At 71.7% G+C, this 15,677-nt stretch carries 17 protein-coding genes; 7 read left to right on the forward strand and 10 right to left on the reverse strand.

Annotation, left to right across the window (positions count from 1 at the left end; translation table 11 throughout):
- Positions 1 to 49: 49 nt before the first annotated feature.
- From WJM95_RS02675 to WJM95_RS02685, 3 genes are all read right to left on the reverse strand, one after another.
- Positions 50 to 835, reverse strand: a complete 786-nt coding sequence (locus tag WJM95_RS02675; RefSeq protein ID WP_339127827.1) for an electron transfer flavoprotein subunit beta/FixA family protein — start codon at positions 833 to 835, stop codon at positions 50 to 52.
- Between the two features lie 231 nt (positions 836 to 1,066).
- A complete protein-coding gene (locus WJM95_RS02680) occupies positions 1,067 to 1,576 on the reverse strand; it encodes a flavin reductase family protein (RefSeq protein WP_339127828.1) in 510 nt (169 codons plus the stop codon).
- 242 nt (positions 1,577 to 1,818) lie between these two features.
- Entirely contained in the window at positions 1,819 to 2,232 is a 414-nt protein-coding gene (locus WJM95_RS02685; protein WP_339135322.1) for a thioredoxin family protein, read from the reverse strand.
- Positions 2,233 to 2,307: 75 nt separating this feature from the next.
- Here WJM95_RS02685 and WJM95_RS02690 point away from each other — a divergent pair, with 75 nt between their 5' ends.
- A complete protein-coding gene (locus WJM95_RS02690) occupies positions 2,308 to 2,724 on the forward strand; it encodes a DUF4395 domain-containing protein (protein ID WP_339127829.1) in 417 nt (138 codons plus the stop codon).
- Between the two features lie 186 nt (positions 2,725 to 2,910).
- The gene (locus WJM95_RS02695; protein ID WP_339127830.1) at positions 2,911 to 3,639 is read left to right on the forward strand and encodes a lysophospholipid acyltransferase family protein; all 729 of its coding nucleotides are present in this window, start codon (positions 2,911 to 2,913) and stop codon (positions 3,637 to 3,639) included.
- A gap of 40 nt (positions 3,640 to 3,679) precedes the next feature.
- Here the strand turns inward: WJM95_RS02695 and WJM95_RS02700 are convergent, their stop codons facing one another.
- The 4 genes from WJM95_RS02700 to WJM95_RS02715 form a co-directional block, all read right to left on the reverse strand.
- A complete protein-coding gene (locus WJM95_RS02700) occupies positions 3,680 to 4,252 on the reverse strand; it encodes a transglutaminase domain-containing protein (RefSeq protein ID WP_339127831.1) in 573 nt (190 codons plus the stop codon).
- 75 nt (positions 4,253 to 4,327) lie between these two features.
- The gene (locus WJM95_RS02705) at positions 4,328 to 5,401 is read right to left on the reverse strand and encodes a low specificity L-threonine aldolase (protein WP_339127832.1); all 1,074 of its coding nucleotides are present in this window, start codon (positions 5,399 to 5,401) and stop codon (positions 4,328 to 4,330) included.
- Positions 5,398 to 6,153 carry an SDR family NAD(P)-dependent oxidoreductase gene (locus tag WJM95_RS02710; protein ID WP_339127833.1) on the reverse strand — a complete coding sequence of 252 codons (756 nt, stop codon included), beginning with the start codon at positions 6,151 to 6,153 and terminating at the stop codon, positions 5,398 to 5,400. Before WJM95_RS02710 ends, WJM95_RS02705 begins: the two co-directional genes overlap by 4 nt.
- Positions 6,154 to 6,194: 41 nt before the next feature.
- Positions 6,195 to 7,592 carry a DUF6421 family protein gene (locus tag WJM95_RS02715; RefSeq protein WP_339127834.1) on the reverse strand — a complete coding sequence of 466 codons (1,398 nt, stop codon included), beginning with the start codon at positions 7,590 to 7,592 and terminating at the stop codon, positions 6,195 to 6,197.
- 523 nt (positions 7,593 to 8,115) lie between these two features.
- On the opposite strand from WJM95_RS02715, the gene WJM95_RS02720 reads away from it, so the two are divergent.
- Positions 8,116 to 8,799 carry a glycerophosphodiester phosphodiesterase family protein gene (locus WJM95_RS02720; RefSeq protein ID WP_339127835.1) on the forward strand — a complete coding sequence of 228 codons (684 nt, stop codon included), beginning with the start codon at positions 8,116 to 8,118 and terminating at the stop codon, positions 8,797 to 8,799.
- Positions 8,800 to 8,836: 37 nt separating this feature from the next.
- Here the strand turns inward: WJM95_RS02720 and WJM95_RS02725 are convergent, their stop codons facing one another.
- The gene (locus WJM95_RS02725; protein WP_339127836.1) at positions 8,837 to 9,388 is read right to left on the reverse strand and encodes a GNAT family N-acetyltransferase; all 552 of its coding nucleotides are present in this window, start codon (positions 9,386 to 9,388) and stop codon (positions 8,837 to 8,839) included.
- 195 nt (positions 9,389 to 9,583) lie between these two features.
- Here WJM95_RS02725 and WJM95_RS02730 point away from each other — a divergent pair, with 195 nt between their 5' ends.
- A complete protein-coding gene (locus WJM95_RS02730; protein WP_339127837.1) occupies positions 9,584 to 9,970 on the forward strand; it encodes a VOC family protein in 387 nt (128 codons plus the stop codon).
- Between the two features lie 394 nt (positions 9,971 to 10,364).
- A complete protein-coding gene (locus WJM95_RS02735) occupies positions 10,365 to 11,129 on the forward strand; it encodes a VOC family protein (protein ID WP_339127838.1) in 765 nt (254 codons plus the stop codon).
- A 31-nt stretch (positions 11,130 to 11,160) separates the two neighbouring features.
- Here WJM95_RS02735 and WJM95_RS02740 read toward each other — a convergent pair whose 3' ends face one another.
- Positions 11,161 to 11,664 (reverse strand): MarR family transcriptional regulator, encoded by a 504-nt coding sequence (locus WJM95_RS02740; protein WP_339127839.1) that lies wholly within the window; start codon positions 11,662 to 11,664, stop codon positions 11,161 to 11,163.
- A 302-nt stretch (positions 11,665 to 11,966) separates the two neighbouring features.
- Positions 11,967 to 13,610, reverse strand: coding sequence for an FUSC family protein (locus WJM95_RS02745; RefSeq protein ID WP_339127840.1), 1,644 nt, complete (start codon positions 13,608 to 13,610; stop codon positions 11,967 to 11,969).
- A 233-nt stretch (positions 13,611 to 13,843) separates the two neighbouring features.
- Here WJM95_RS02745 and WJM95_RS02750 point away from each other — a divergent pair, with 233 nt between their 5' ends.
- Positions 13,844 to 14,458 (forward strand): DUF5134 domain-containing protein, encoded by a 615-nt coding sequence (locus tag WJM95_RS02750; RefSeq protein ID WP_339127841.1) that lies wholly within the window; start codon positions 13,844 to 13,846, stop codon positions 14,456 to 14,458.
- Between the two features lie 191 nt (positions 14,459 to 14,649).
- A complete protein-coding gene (locus WJM95_RS02755) occupies positions 14,650 to 15,585 on the forward strand; it encodes a M56 family metallopeptidase (RefSeq protein WP_339127842.1) in 936 nt (311 codons plus the stop codon).
- Positions 15,586 to 15,677 lie beyond the last annotated feature (92 nt).

The raw sequence follows: 15,677 nt of genomic DNA on the forward strand, positions 1-15,677 counted from the left end.
GGCCTTGGCCGCGGAGACGGTCCGGGGGCGCGCCCCGGACCCTCGGCGACTAGATGAACTTCTGGCCCGCGAGGAACTCAGCGAGCTGCTTGCCGCCCTCGCCCTCGTCCTTGACGATCGTTCCGGCGGTGCGCGCCGGACGCTCGGTGGCGGAGTCGACCTTGGTCCAGGAACCCCCGAGACCGACCTCGTCCGCCTCGATGTCGAGGTCGGACAGGTCCCAGGACTGCACCGGCTTCTTCTTGGCCACCATGATGCCCTTGAAGGAGGGGTAACGCGCCTCGCCCGACTGGTCGGTCACCGACACGACCGCGGGGAGGGAGGCCTCGAGCTGCTCGGAGGCGCTGTCGCCGTCGCGGCGGCCCTTGACCACGCCGTCCTCGACGGAGACCTCGGAGAGCAGGGTGACCTGCGGGACACCGAGGCGCTCGGCCAGCAGCGCCGGGACGATGCCCGCGGTGCCGTCGGTGGAGGCCATGCCGGAGACGACCAGGTCGAAGCCGGCCTTCTCGATCGCCTTGGCCAGCACCAGCGAGGTGCCGATGGCGTCGGTGCCGTGCAGGTCGTCGTCCTCGACGTGGATGGCCTTGTCGGCACCCATGGACAGCGCCTTGCGCAGCGCGTCCTTGGCGTCCTCGGGACCGACGGTCAGCACGGTGATCTCGGCGTCGTCCGCGTCCTCGGCGATCTGAAGCGCCTGCTCGACGGCGTACTCGTCGAGCTCGGACAGCAGGCCGTCCACGTCGTCACGGTCGACGGTCAGGTCATCGGCGAAGTGCCGGTCGCCAGTGGCGTCGGGCACGTACTTCACAGTGACAACGATCCTCAAGCTCACGCCGGCTCTCCTACTGCATCGTCATTTCTGGGCTGCCTTCTTTCAGGCAGCATAGGCGCCTGAAGCGGCCGATCCCGGTCGGGGCGGCCCGCGCTCCGAACGAAATATTACTCACCAGTACACCCAGTCGACGCACACTAAGCAAGCGCTTTGGACTGTGACCTTCGCAACGCTGCGTAACCGGTGAGTAGAACCGGTGAGTAGCAATCCTGTTGCCCCCGGCCCGCGGGTTCAGTCGCGCAGGGCGTTGAACCGGCCCTGGTGGTACAGGAGGGGGCCGCCCGGGCCCGAGTGATCACCCTGGACGACCTCCGCCAGGACGATGCGGTGGTCGCCCGCGGGCACGCGCGCCACGACACGGCACACCAGCCAGGCGAGGACGTCGTCGAGCACGGGAACTTCCTCGGGGCCCTTACGCCAACGGGTGGGCGCGCCGAACCGGTCGGCGCCGCTGCGGGCGAAGGTCGCGGCCAGCTCCCGCTGGTGCTCGCCGAGCACGTGGACGCCGACATGGCCGGCCTCGGATATCGCGGGCCAGCTGGAGCCACCGGTGCCGATGCCGAACGAGACGACCGGGGGCTCTGCGGAGACCGAGGTGAGCGAGGTGGCCGTGAAGCCGACGGGACCGCGGTCGCCGGCCGCGGTGATCACCGCCACACCGGCCGCGTGCCGCCTGAACACGGAACGCAGCAGATCGGGTGAGGCGGGCCGTGGGGTGCCGAGGCCGGATGTGGCCGTCATGGAGCTGTCCTTCTGCGAGAGCCGGCGGGGGGTTCCGGCCGCGCGGGCGGAACCGGGGGCGTGAGACGGTCCTCGGCCGGTCAACAGCCCGGACCGCGCGCGCCCGCGGTGCGGGGCGGGTCCGTGTCGGCGAGCTCGGGGAGAAGGCTGTGCGGTGACATACGGTCAGGCTGACGAGAGGCGACGGGCGCAGTCAAGGGCGTACGGGCATGTGGGAGATGCCTCACCATGATCGCCACCGGTCAGACGGCCTCGCCGAGCGCCGCGATGACGTCCGCCTTGCGCGGCTGTCCCGTCGCCCGTCGCACGATCCGGCCGTCGGCGTCGAGCACGAGCACGGTGGGCGTCTTCAGGATGCCGAGGTCGCGTACGAGGTCCAGCTGGTCCTCGGCGTCGATCTCCACGTGCGACACACCGGGGACCATGCCCGCCACCTCGCCCAGCACCCGCCGGGTGGCCCGGCAGGGGGCGCAGAAGGCGCTGGAGAACTGCACGAGAGTGGCCCGTTCCCCCAGTGCCTCCCCCAGTTCCACCGCGCCGAGCCGCTTCTCGCCGTCGCGCGCCCTCACCCGTACCCTCCCGCTCCGCCACCGGTGCAGCACTCCGTAGACACTCGCCACCGCGAGCACCGCCACGCACAACACAAGACCGTTCATCACCTGCACAAGCATTCATGAGACCGCAAAGATTCCCGGGGCCTCGGGGCGCTCGGCATACGTAATGCTTGAACCATGGACATCGACACAAGAGGCCCGCGGTTCGGTGCGGCGGTGACGGCCGTCGTCCTGGCGGTCACGCTCATCACCGGAAGCGTCTGGCTGCTGGCGTGGCAGACGCTGGCGTTCGCCCTGGGCGCCGCGAGCGGCGTGGCGCGCTCGCCGTACGGCTGGGTCTTCAGGAAGGCCGTGCGGCCCCGGCTCGGGCCGCCGACGGAGTTCGAGGCGCCGGAGCCCCCGCGGTTCGCTCAGGCCGTCGGGCTCGCCTTCGCGCTGGTGGGCCTGGTCGGCTGGACCGCGGGCCCGCACTGGCTGGGTTCGGCGTCGACCGCGTGCGCGCTCGCGGCGGCGTTTCTCAATGCGGCGTTCGGGTACTGCCTCGGGTGTGAGATGTACCTGATGGTGCGACGCGCAACGGTACGCGCGAAGTAAAGGTGGATTAAAACTCCGAGGTGGATCAAGGGGACGACGTGACGAGGATCTCGCCGTTCCACGGCACCAGGGCTGGCCACCCGTCCGTTCTTCGGGCACGATCTGCGCATTGCCGTAAACCTACGGCAGCGTAACTTTCCCGCCGGGAGACCCCTTCCCAGGCAGAGAGAAGGGTCCACCCCGTCCATGGCAGAGCTTGTCTACCGTCCCGTCGTCGGACTCGCCCAAACGCTCTTCAAGGCGTGGGACCTCAAGATCGACTTGCAGGGATCGGAGAACATTCCGCGCTCGGGCGGCGCCGTGCTGGTCAGCAACCACATCAGCTATCTGGACTTCATCTTCGACGGTCTGGCCGCGCTGCCGCAGAAGCGCCTGGTGCGCTTCATGGCGAAGGAATCGGTCTTCCGGCACAAGATCTCCGGTCCGCTGATGCGGGGCATGAAGCACATCCCGGTGGACCGCGCCCAGGGCGAGACGGCCTACCAGCACGCGCTGGAGTCGCTGCGTGCCGGTGAGATCGTCGGCGTCTTCCCCGAGGCGACCATCTCGCAGTCCTTCACCCTGAAGAGCTTCAAGTCCGGTGCCGCGCGCATGGCCCAGGAGGCCGGCGTCCCGCTCATCCCGATGGCGCTGTGGGGCACCCAGCGGCTGTGGACCAAGGGGCACCCGCGCAACTTCAAGCGCAGCCACACCCCCATCACGATCCGCGTCGGCGAGCCGGTGGAGGCCCCGAAGGACCAGTACGCGGGCGCCATCAGCCGGCGGCTGCGCGAGCGGGTCCAGGAGCTGCTCGAATCGGCGCAGCGCGCCTATCCCGTACGCCCCAAGGGCCCGGACGACACCTGGTGGATGCCCGCCCACCTCGGCGGCACCGCGCCGACCCCGGAAGAGGTGCGCGCGGCCGAGGCCCGCTGATCCTTTCCCCTTCCACCGTTCGCGCCGCTTCCCCTCGCCGTCACAGCGCGAGGGGAAGCGTCCGCAGCAGCGACGCGCGCCCGGGGGCGGCCTTCATGGCGCCGACGACACCCGGGTGGGGTTCGGCGTACAGCCCGGCATAGTCCCGTTCGCCGAGGCCCGGGTCGGGCGTGAAGGCCAGCCGTTCCCCGTCGAGCGAGAAGCGGGCGTCCACTCCCGGCTTGTTGCCCCGGGGGTCCTGCCGGTGCCAGGCGCCGCCGAGGCGTACGGCGACGAGACCGTGCAGCACCTCGAACTTCTGGTAGCAGAACGCGGTGGGGATGTCCTCGGCCCGCAGGAGCGCGGCCAGCGCGTGGGCCTTGGCGTGGCAGATGCCGGTGCGCTGCTCCAGTACGTCCGAGGCGCGCCAGGTGACCCGGGGATCGCCGGAGTCGGCCGAGTGCGGGATGGTGTCCCGCACGAACTCGAACGCCGCCCGTGCATAGGCATACGAGTCGACGGATTCCCTGGCGAGCCGTGCCGCCGTCTCGCGGACGCGGGGATGGTGGTGGTCCACCACGTCGTCGGCGGCCAGATAGGCGGACAGGTCGCTTGTCTCCTGGATCAGCTCCATGCCCGTAGAGCATAGAAATGCGACCGCCCGAGAGTCAATGACTTTTCGAGCGGTCGCATATCTATGCAGTGCGTGCTAGTGCTGCGCCATCTCTTCCTTGAGCGCGGCGACGAACCCGTCGACGTCGTCCTCGGTGGTGTCGAAGGCGCACATCCAGCGGACGTCGCCCGCGGCCTCGTCCCAGAAGTAGAAGCGGTAGCGCTTCTGGAGCCGCAGGGTGACCTCGTGCGGGAGCCGCGCGAAGACCGCGTTGGCCTGGACCGGGTGGAGGATCTCCACTCCGTGCACGGCACGCACGCCCTCGGCCAGACGCTGGGCCATCTCGTTGGCGTGCCGGGCGTTGCGCAGCCACAGGTCCTTGGCCAGCAGCGCCTCCAGCTGTACGGAGACGAACCGCATCTTGGAGGCGAGCTGCATCGACAGCTTGCGCAGATGCTTCATGTGGCTGACGGCGTCCTGGTTGAGGACGACGACGGCCTCGCCGAACAGGGCGCCGTTCTTCGTGCCGCCCAGCGACAGGATGTCGACGCCGACCGCGTTGGTGAACGTCCGCATCGGGACGTCCAGGGAGGCGGCCGCGTTGGATATCCGGGACCCGTCCAGGTGCACCTTCATGCCGTGCGCGTGGGCGTGGTCGCAGATCGCGCGGATCTCGGCGGGCGTGTAGAGCGTGCCCAGTTCGGTGCTCTGGGTGATCGAGACGACCTGCGGCATCGCCCGGTGCTCGTCGTCCCAGCCGTACGCCTGCCGGTCGATCAGCTCGGGCGTGAGCTTGCCGTCGGGCGTGGGCACCGTGAGCAGCTTGAGGCCGCCCATGCGCTCAGGGGCGCCGCCCTCGTCGACGTTGATGTGCGCGCTCTCCGCGCAGATCACCGCGCCCCAGCGGTCGGTGACCGCCTGGAGCGCGACCACGTTCGCTCCGGTGCCGTTGAAGACCGGGAAGGCCTCCGCGCCGGCGCCGAAGTGACTGCGGATGATCCCCTGGAGGTTGTCCGTGTAGTCGTCCTCGCCGTACGCGACCTGGTGCCCGCCGTTGGCCAGGGCCAGGGCGGCGAGCACCTCGGGGTGGGCCCCCGCGTAGTTGTCACTGGCGAAACCGCGGACGGCCGGGTCGTGATGACGCCGGGCGTCGGTCTTCGGAGGGTTCACGGCTTCTCGGTCAGCCACAGGCGCTTTCCGTTCACTTCGGCGGCGGGCTTGTCCCAGACGCCGACGATGGACTCGGCGAGTTCCGTGACGTCCGTGAAGCCCGCGAACTTCGCGTTCGGCCGCTCGGCGCGCATCGCGTCGTGCACCAACGCCTTCACCACCAGGATGGCAGCGGCGGAGGTCGCGCCGTCGGCGCCCTCGGCGATCCCGGCCTTGCGGAAGAAGTCCGCCATGGCCAGGGTCCACGCCTCGGCGGCGGCCTTGGCCGCGGAGTAGGCGGCGTTGCCGGCCGTCGGGTTGCTCGCGCCCGCGGCGCTGATCAGGACGTACCGGCCGCGCTCGCTGGCCTGGAGCGCCTCGTGGAAGGCGAGCGTGGTGTGCTGCACCGTACGGATCAGCAGGAGTTCGAGCAGGTCCCAGTCGTCCAGAACCGTCTTGGTGAAGGTCTCGCTGCCGCGCCAGCCGCCGACGAGGTGGACGAGCCCGTCCACCCGGCCGAAGTCCTTCTGGATGCGCGCGGCCCAGTCCCGGGTGGACTGGAGGTCGAGCAGGTCGACGGTGTCGCCGACGACGGTGGAACCGCCGTGCGCGTAGCGGGCCGCGTCCACGGCTTCCGCCAGGCGCTCGGCGTCGTTGTCCGCGCCGATCACGGTCGCGCCCGCCTCGGCGAGCCTGAGCAGCGCCGCACGGCCGGCGGGTCCGCCCGCGCCCGCCACCGCGATCACCGCACCGCTGAGAGCCCCGTTCCCCATGGTCTTCGCCTCCTGAGCAATGTTCTCGCTAGCGCGGTCGGTCACGCGGCGACCCGCTCGGAGCCGGCCGCGGTGATGCCCTTGGTGGAGGCGATCACGTTCTTCAGCTTCTTGGAGAGCGCCTCATAGAACATGCTCAGGGGAAACTCGTCCGGAAGCACGTCGTCCACGAGCTTGCGCGGCGGCTGCGACAGGTCGAGGGCGTCGGGACCCTTGGCCCAGCGGGAGCCCGGGTGCGGGGCGAGGTAGGTGGAGACCAGCTCGTAGGCCTTGAACCAGTGGACCAGCTTGGGGCGGTCGATGCCGGCCCGGTAGAGCTCCTCGATCTCGGAGCACAGCTGGTTGGTGACCTGCGGGGCGCGCTGCCAGTCGATGTGCAGCTTGTTGTCGGTCCAGCGGACGACGTCGTGCTTGTGCAGGTAGGCGAAGAGCAGCTGGCCGCCGAGACCGTCGTAGTTGCGGACGCGGTCGCCGGTGAGGGGGAAGCGGAACATCCGGTCGAAGAGGACGGCGTACTGGACGTCGCGGCCGTGCTCGTTGCCCTCGGCCTCCAGCTTCACGGCCTCCTTGAAGGCGGTGAGGTCGCAGCGCAGTTCCTCGAGGCCGTACATCCAGAACGGCTGGCGCTGCTTGATCATGAAGGGGTCGAACGGCAGGTCGCCGTGGCTGTGGGTGCGGTCGTGGACCATGTCCCAGAGCACGAAGGCCTTCTCGCAGCGCTCCTGGTCGTGGACCATGGCGGCGATGTCCTCGGGCAGTTCGAGGCCCAGGGTGTCCACGGCGGCTCCGGTGACGGCGCGGAAGCGGGCGGCCTCGCGGTCGCAGAAGATGCCACCCCAGGAGAATCGTTCCGGCGCCTCGCGCACGGCGATGGTCTCCGGGAAGAGCACGGCCGAGTTGGTGTCGTACCCGGCGGTGAAGTCCTCGAAGGTGATGCCGCAGAACAGCGGGTTGTCGTAGCGGGTGCGCTCCAGCTCGGCCAGCCACTCGGGCCACACCATGCGCAGCACGACCGCCTCGAAGTTGCGGTCCAGGTTGCCGTTCTGGGTGTACATCGGGAAGAGCACCAGGTGCTGGAGGCCGTCCTCACGGTTCGCGGCGGGCTGGAAGGCCAGCAGCGAGTCGAGGAAGTCGGGCACCTCGAAGCCGCCGTCGGCCCAGCGGTGCAGGTCCTTCACGAGCGCCTCGTGGTACGCGGCGTCGTGGGGCACCAGCGGCGAGAGCGCGTCTATCGCCTCGGCCGCACGGCGCACGACCGCTTCGACGTCGGCGGCGGCGGGGGCGCCGTCCGCCGCGAGGTCGATGGAGCCGTCCTTGGACTGCCAGGGACGGATCTCCTCCACGGCAGCCTTGAGGACAGGCCACGCCGGGTGATCCACCACCCTGGCCACGGGAGGAACCCGCTCCTCCGAACCCACCTTCTCAAGAACTTCCGTCATGTCCCATCCTCCACAGGAAAACCTCGCGTATGGACACCGTATGTATCCAAGGTTCCGTTACGCAAGAGGGAACCCGGGAGATTATCCTGCGCACCCCCCACCTCCACCGCTCTTTTTCCTGTCAGACACCGTCCATGCGATGACATGCACCACAGCGCACCGAACGGCACGGGCGTCCGCGCCCCACCCCGGAAGGCCGGGGATCCCCTGGATTCCACGGAATCCGCCGGAGGCACCGGCGTCATGGATCTTTCCGGCCCCGCACTGCGGCTTCCCTCCGCCGGGGTCATGTACGCGTGGCCCACGTCACACTGGAGATGATGGGCCTCTTCGCGGGTGCGCGCAGCCGGGCCCGCGCGCGGGTCCCGCACTCGCGCCGCGCCGTGTGAATCCGACACTCCCATTGCACGGCGTAGGAACGGGTACACAGCACAGCCAGGCCATTAGGCTGCGGCCTGCCGCGTGGGCACCCCCTCGGAACCACGCGCGAGCCGAGCTGCCGTCGACGGAAGCGAGTCGAATCTTGAACTTCCTCACCATCGGTCACCGCGGAGTGATGGGTGTCGAACCGGAGAACACCCTTCGTTCCTTCATCGCCGCCCAGAACGCGGGCCTCGACCTCATCGAACTCGATCTGCATCTCAGCAAGGACGGCGCCCTCGTCGTGATGCACGACGCCGACGTCGACCGCACGACCGACGGCACCGGGCAGATCGCCGACAAGACGCTCGCGGAGCTGCGCACCCTGGACGCGGGGCGCGGCGAGCGGGTGCCCGTCTTCGAGGAGGTCCTGGAGGCGGTCAGGACGCCGTTGCAGGCCGAGATCAAGGATGTCGCGGCGGCCAGGGCGCTGGCCGAGGTGATGCACCGCAAGGACCTGGTCGGGCGGGTCGAGGTGTCCTCGTTCCACGACGAGGCGGTCGCCGAGATCGCGCGGCTGGTGCCGGGGGTGCGGACCGCGCTGATCGCCAGCCGCTACGGCACCGACGTGGTGGACCGCGCCGTCGAGGCCGGCGCCGCGACCGTGTGCCTGAACATCCGCAGGCTGAGCCTGGAGGTCGTGGAGCAGGCCCGCAAGGCAGACCTGAAGATCATCGGCTGGGTGGTCAACACCCAGGACCAGCTCCGGCTGGTGCGCGCGCTGGAGCTGGACGGCGCCACGACCGACTATCCGGAGATCAAGCGCACGGGCCGCTTCACGGCGTGACCGGCGGGGCGGACGCCGGATGCGCCCGGAGGCTGTCCTAGAGGTCCCGGCCGAGCGGCTTGACCAGCAGCTCGAAGCGCAGGTCGTCGCGCTGCGGGATGCCGAAGCGCTCATCGCCGTACGGGAACGGCGTCATCCGTCCCGTACGGCGGTAGCCGCGCCGCTCGTACCAGGCGATGAGGTCCTCGCGTACGGAGATCACCGTCATGTGCATCTCCGTGACGCCCCACGTCTCGCGCGCGGTCCGTTCCGCCTCGGCGATGATCACCTTGCCGAGCCCGCCGCCCTGGAGCGCGGGACTGACCGCGAACATGCCGAAGTAGGCGTGGTCGCCGCGGTGCTCCAGCTGGCAGCAGGCGACGAGGACGCCGTCCCGCTCGACGGCGAGCAGCCGGCTGTCGGGCGCCTCCACGACCGCGCGGACCCCCTCGGCGTCGGTCCGCCGGCCCTGGAGGATGTCCGCCTCCGTGGTCCAGCCGGCCCGGCTGGACTCCCCTCGGTACGCCGACTCGATCAGCGCGACCAGGGCGTCCACGTCGGTGTCGACGGCGTCGCGGAAGGTCAGTCCGGTGGCGGCGGCGGTTTCCATGGGAGCGTTTCTCCGATCAGTGGCGCGGCGGGGCACGCCCGAGCGTAACGCCCTCACGGGACCCGCCGGTCGGCCGCCATCGCATGCCGGGACGCCCCGGGCCCGCCCGGGCTCGCGCGGCGGACGCCTCCGTACGCCGTACGCCCCGTGTCCTAGCCGCGCCCGGGCCCGCCGGTCGCGCTAGGGTCCCGGTGCATGGTGCATGTACTGAGCGGCCGGATCCTGCTGCGTCCGACCGACCCGGAGCGCTCGCGCGTCTTCTACGGTGAACAGCTCGGCCTGGCCGTCTACCGCGAGTTCGGTACGGGGCCCGAGCGCGGGACCGTCTACTTCCTCGGCGGCGGATTCCTTGAGGTCGCCGGACGGTCCGAGGTCCCGCCCTCCCCCGCCCTGAAGCTGTGGCTCCAGGTCGCGGACATCGCGGCGGCCCACGAGGAACTGGTGGCCGCCGGTGTCGAGGCGGTGCGCGAGCCGGTGCGGGAGCCGTGGGGGCTGATCGAGATGTGGATCGCGGACCCGGACGGGACCGAGATCGTCGTGGTCGAGATCCCCGCGGACCATCCCCTGCGGTACCGGCCCTGACGGCCCGGGCGGGCGGGCGAGTCGTCCCGTCCGCGGCCCCGCGCGGAACGCTTCCGGCGGCGGTGTCCGCAGCCGGCGCGGAGACGGTGTCCGGCGTCTGTCGTCTGTGGTCGCGGCCCGTGGTCATGGACCGTGGTCATGGTTTGTGGTCACGGGCCGTGGCCGCGAATTGTGGCGGCGGCCCGTGGTCACGGTTGTGGTCACGGCCCGTGGCCGCGATTTGTGGCGGCGGCCCGTGGTCGCGGTCCGTGGTCGGAGTCCGCGCTCGGCGTCCGCGGTCCTGGTCGGCTTGCGTGTTTCGGCGCTCGCGGCCGACGTCCGAGTCGGCGTCCGGATGGCCGGTGATCCTCCGCAGGCTTAGCGTGCTCAGGGGGATCGCTGCGGAAGGAGCGCCATGAAGCTCGACAGGCCGGTGACCGGCGGACCCTGCTGGACGGAGCTCGGGACCGACGACCTGGAGGGTGCCAAGGGCTTCTACGCCGATCTGTTCGGCTGGCGCCCGGAGACGGACCCGCGTCAGGAGGCGGGCGGCTACACCGTCGCGCACCTGGGGGACGCGGCCGTCGCGGGGATCTCCCCCGTATATCAGGAGTCGCAGCCTGTCGCCTGGAACGTGTCGTTCGCCGTCACCGACGTGGACGCGACCGCGGCGGCCGTGCAGGCCGCGGGAGGGACCATCGTCCTCGCCCCGATGGAAGTGCTCGACGTGGGCCGATTCGCCGTCGCCTTCGACCCGGGCGGCGCCGCCTTCCAGATGTGGCAGGCGCGGGCGTTCCCCGGGGCGGGACTGTTCAACGCGCCGGGCGCGCTCGGCTGGGTGGAGCTCCTGACCAGGGCCCCGGACCGGGTGACCGAGTTCTACACGACGGTGTTCGGCTGGACGGTGACGCCCTCGGCGCACTACCCGCAATGGGGCATCGACGGCGCCGACTTCGGCGGCATGATCACGATGGACGAGAACTTCGCGCACGAAGTCCCCTCGCACTGGCTGCCCTACTTCGCCGTCGAGGACGTGGACGAGACCGCGAACGCCGTCCTCATGGCGGACGGCCACCTGCTGATGGAGCCCGTCTCGCAACCGAACGGGCGGCGGCTCGCCGTCGCCCGGGACCGGCAGGGGGCGGCCTTCGGGATCTACGCGGAGGTCGATCAGCACTGACCCGGGCGGACGGCCCGCTGTTCGGCCGGCCTCAGGCCCGCGGCAGCCTCAGTCTGCCTTCCAGCTGACCGAGCAACTCGCCCAGGAGTCCGGCCAGTTCACGCTGGCGTTCGCGGTCGATGCCGGACAGGACCCCTGTCTCGTAGGCGAGTTGGTCGGGGAGGACGGAGTCGACCAGTTCGCGTCCGGCGTCGGTCAGCCGGACGTGCGCGACGCGGCGGTCACGGGTGTCCCCACGCCGCTCGACCATGCCTCGTTCCGTCAGCTGCTTGAGCCGTTTGGTGACGGCGGCGCCCGAGGAGAAGGTCTCGCGGGCGATGTCGCTCGGCGTCAGCTCGTGGCCCGTGCGGCGTAGCGTCCCGAGCACGTCGAACTCGGGGCGGGTGAGCCCGGCCCGGCGCAGCGGCGCGTCCTCGGCCTGCTGAAGGAGCGCGGCGCAGCGGTTGACCCGGCCGATGACCTCCATGGGCCCGGTGTCGAGATCGGGCCGCACGGCCTCCCACTGGCGCACGACGGCCGCCACGGTGTCGGCCACCACGGCATCCCGGGGCACGCGCCCGGCGTGCGTCCCACCGTCCGGCGCCGGATCGCCGGCCGAGGACGGATCTCCGGCAGGGGTCGCATCACCGGCGCCGGACGGATCGCCTGGCAGGGACGGATCACCGGGCTGGGTCGCATCACCGGCACGGGACGGATCACCGGGCTGGGTCGCGTCGCCGGGTTGGGTCGCGTCGCCGGCCGGAGTCGGATCACCAGCCAGGGACGGATCACCGGCCGCTGTCGTGGCGTCGGCCGGTGTCGGGTCGTCGGCCGCCGTTCTCCGCCCGTCCGCTGTCGTCATGCGCGTGCGTCCTCCCAGCAGTGCAGTCCCTGGCGTCGTACCGTCGCCGCGAGCGTACGATGTCCGGCCTGCTCGGCCCGCATCACCCGCTCCTCCGGCAGGGCGCGCCGCCACCATTCGCCGGCCGCGGTGTCCGCCGTGGAGCGCAGATGCACGACGGCGGCGGACAGACCGCGGCGGGCCGACTCCAGCTCGCCGGGCGGGGGCCCCTCCTCGGCGAGGAGTCCGGCGGCGCGCTCCTGGGCCCGTCCGAGCGAGGCGAGCGCGTCCTCGATACGGTCCCCGGCCCGCCGGTTGGTCACGGCGACGGCCGCGGCGAAGCCGACCAGCGCGCCCACCAGGGTGTCCAGGACCCGGTCGGTCATCAGCTCCCCGGGCCGCTGGACGTGCGCGAACTCGGTGATCAGCAGGGCCATGGGGGTCACGCAGACGCTGCCGAGCCAGTAGTTGCGGCCGATCAGCGCCTCGGCGCCGAAGTTCAGGGCGAGGCAGCACAGGACGAGGGCCGCCGGTCCGGCGTGGGCGAGCGGTACGAGGAGGGCGAAGGCCGCCACGCCGAGGAGATTGCCGGTGACCCGCTGGACGCCCCGGCTCCACGTCAGGGTGACGTTGGCCTGGTAGAGGGAGGCGGCGGTGACCAGGGCCCAGTAGGGGCGGCCGACGCCGAGCGCGAGCGAGACGTACCCGGCGAGGGCGCAGCCGAGCGCGGTGCGCAGGGCGATGGGGGCGAGCGGGCGGAGGCGACGGAGCAGGGGCGGTTCCCCGTGGGCGAGCGCGGCGTCGACGCCGAGGAGTTCGTCCGCGGCGGCGCCGAGGCCGTCCGGGCTCGGGACCGGACCCGTGCCGGACAGATCGCGGGCCCAGCCGCGCAGCCGCTCGGGGTCGGTGCCGGTGGGTGCGGCGAGCGCGACCTCGGCCCGTACGACGAGCCGTTCGAGAGCGCGCCGGGGAGCGGAACGGGCTCCCGTGGACAGGAGCGACGTCCAGGCGGTGTGCACGGCGGCGGCCGCTGCGGCGCGGGCGCGGGGGTCGTCCGGGGCGGCGGCGGAGACCGCGGCGGCGTTCAGCGCGTGGGCGGTGGCGCGCCGCTCCGGACCGTGCGGACGTACGAGCCCGGGGGCCATGCCGACGGCCCAGGCCCAGGCTCCGGCGGCGGCTCCCAGCGCGAGGTGGCCCGGCACCTGGCCAAGGCTCTGCGGCACGAACAGGGACGCCGAGGAGACGAAGGCGAGGACCACGTGTCCCGGCGGGCCGACGCGCGTGGCGTCGCACAGGGTCTTCTGGGCGGCGGCCAGCAGGGCGCCGACGGTGACCAGGACGGCGGCGTTCGTGGTGAGCGACGCCGTGACCAGCGCGACGGCGAGTCCGCCCAGCATCCCGGCCACGACCCGGGCCAGGACCCGGGCCCGTGCGGCGTAGGGACGGCTGTGGGCGTAGAGCGCGCAGAGCGACCCGGCCATGGTGTACATCGCCAGGTCCAGCCGGCCGAGCGCCAGCAGGGTCAGGTTCGGCGGGGCGACCGCGACGACGACGCTGAGGGCGGGTTTGAACCAGATGTCGGAGGGCCTGCCGAGCCGGAGCGCGTCGGCCAGTGGAAACCGGCGTGCGGACGAGGGGCCGGGAGGGTTCGCGCTGCTCATACCAAAACCTTAGCAGGTGTTTTACCTGTAAATTAGTTCCACGTGTCGGCTCCGACCTGCGGTGCACTCCCGCACGCTCCCCCGTTTGCAACCCTGCGCTCGTATGCGCCCCGGTCACCCGGGGCATGTCCTGACCGACTGTGCGATGTCCGGCACCGCTGCCCGGCACCCTTCCGCCCGGCATCGCGTGCCCCGCGTCGTGTGTCCGACATCGTCGAGCGGGGAGGTACGCGGTGCACGGACCGGCTCCAGCCGGCTGGCTGCTCGTCGCGCTGTGCGCGGCGACCGGGGCCTACTGCCTGCTGCGGATGCGCAGTCCGGTCGAGGAACAGCGCCGTACGGCGGGGGGCGAGGCGCTCATGGGGTTCGGCATGGCCGCGATGGCCGTGCCGGCGGCCGTGGTGGCCCCTCCGCACTGGGCCTGGCTCGCCTGCACGGCCGTCTTCGGCGTCGCCGCGCTGCGCGCGCTGCTGACGGCCCGCAGCGGTCGGCATCATCTGCACCACCTGATGGGCACGGTCGCGATGGTCTACATGGCGGCGGTGATGACGGCCGCCCCTGCGGCCACCCACGCCCATCACGTCCACGGCGGCGCTGGTGTCCCCGTGCTCACCGGAACGCTCCTGCTGTACTTCACCGGCTACGTGCTCCGTTCGGGCGCCCGTCTGCTGCCCGTGGCCGTGGCCCCGAGTCCGGCTGTCGCTTCGGGTCCGGCTGTCGCTTCGGGTCCGGCCGTCGCTTCGGGTCCGGCCGCCCGCACCGTCGGCTGGGGCGACCGCCCCGAACTCTCCCAGGCCTGCCGCCTGTCCATGGGGATCGCCATGCTCGCGATGCTGGTCACGCTCTGACGCCGTTCACGCTCCGCCGTCCGGGGCCACCGCCCCGGGAGCCGTGGCCGCGCCCGGGGCACGGACCCCGGTGTCACGCTCCGAAGTCGGTTGCTCCTGAAGGGAGTCCGGGCGTGGCACGAACCCGTGGCGTACGTCACTTGGGGTCGCCGGGCGTATCCAGCGGCGGGCCCCGCTCATAGGCTTCGGCCATGATGGTCCCCGCGGCACTGTTGCTGCTCGGCGCCCTTGCCTCCGTGCTCGCTCCCCGCCTGCTCGCACGGGCCGACTGGCCGGACCGGGAACCCGTGGTCGCCCTGTGGGTGTGGCAATGCGTGGTGGCGGCCGTCCTGCTGTGCTGTGTGCTGTCAATGACCCTGAGCGCGTCCGCCGCGTGGGTGGCCGTGCGCGGCCATGTCTTCGACGGCGCACCGGCGCCGGTCGTCGACGCCTACGTTCCCGGCGCGGGCGGCCGCTGGGCCGCGGCCACGGCCGTGGTGCTCGCGTGCGGCGGCGCCTGGACCGCGGCGATGCTGGCGCGCGAGATCGTCAGGGCGCGGCTGCGCCGTCGGCAGAGCCGCTCCGAACTCCGGTTGCGCGCACCGTTGTTGCCGGGCGAGGAGCAGGGATCCGGCCGTCTCGTCGTCCTGGAGGGAGAGCGCCCCGACGCCTGGTGGCTGCCCGGCACCTCTCCCCGACTGGTCATCACCACAGCCGCGTTGAGCCGCCTCGAAGAACGGCAGCTGGACGCCGTACTCGCCCACGAACAGGGCCACGCGAGGGCACGGCACGACTGGCTGCTGCACTGTTCGGGCGCGCTGGCCGGCGGGTTTCCGCAGGTGCCCGTGTTCGCCGCCTTCCGTGACGAGATGCACCGGCTGGTCGAACTCGCCGCGGACGACGTCGCCTCGCGTCGCTTCGGCCGGCTCACGGTCGCTCTCGCGCTGGTCGAACTCAACGAGGACCGGGGCGTGTTCGGACCCGGGTCGGCCCCGGGCGGGTATGTCCCGCAGCGGGTGGACCGTCTCCTGACTCCCCGGGACAGGCTCACCACGGCCCGCCGGCTCCAACTGACGGCGGCGGCTGCGCTGGTGCCGGTCGTGCCGGTCCTGGTGGCGTTCGCACCGGGCCTGCGCGCACTGGGCTAGGCCCCGGTGGCGCGGGGCCGGCGACCGGTTCGCACCCGACCGGGACTCTCGTAGGGGTTCATCGGACGAGGGCATCTTGACCGCCGCGGAAC

This window comes from Streptomyces sp. f51 (genome assembly GCF_037940415.1).
GTDB lineage: Bacteria > Actinomycetota > Actinomycetes > Streptomycetales > Streptomycetaceae > Streptomyces.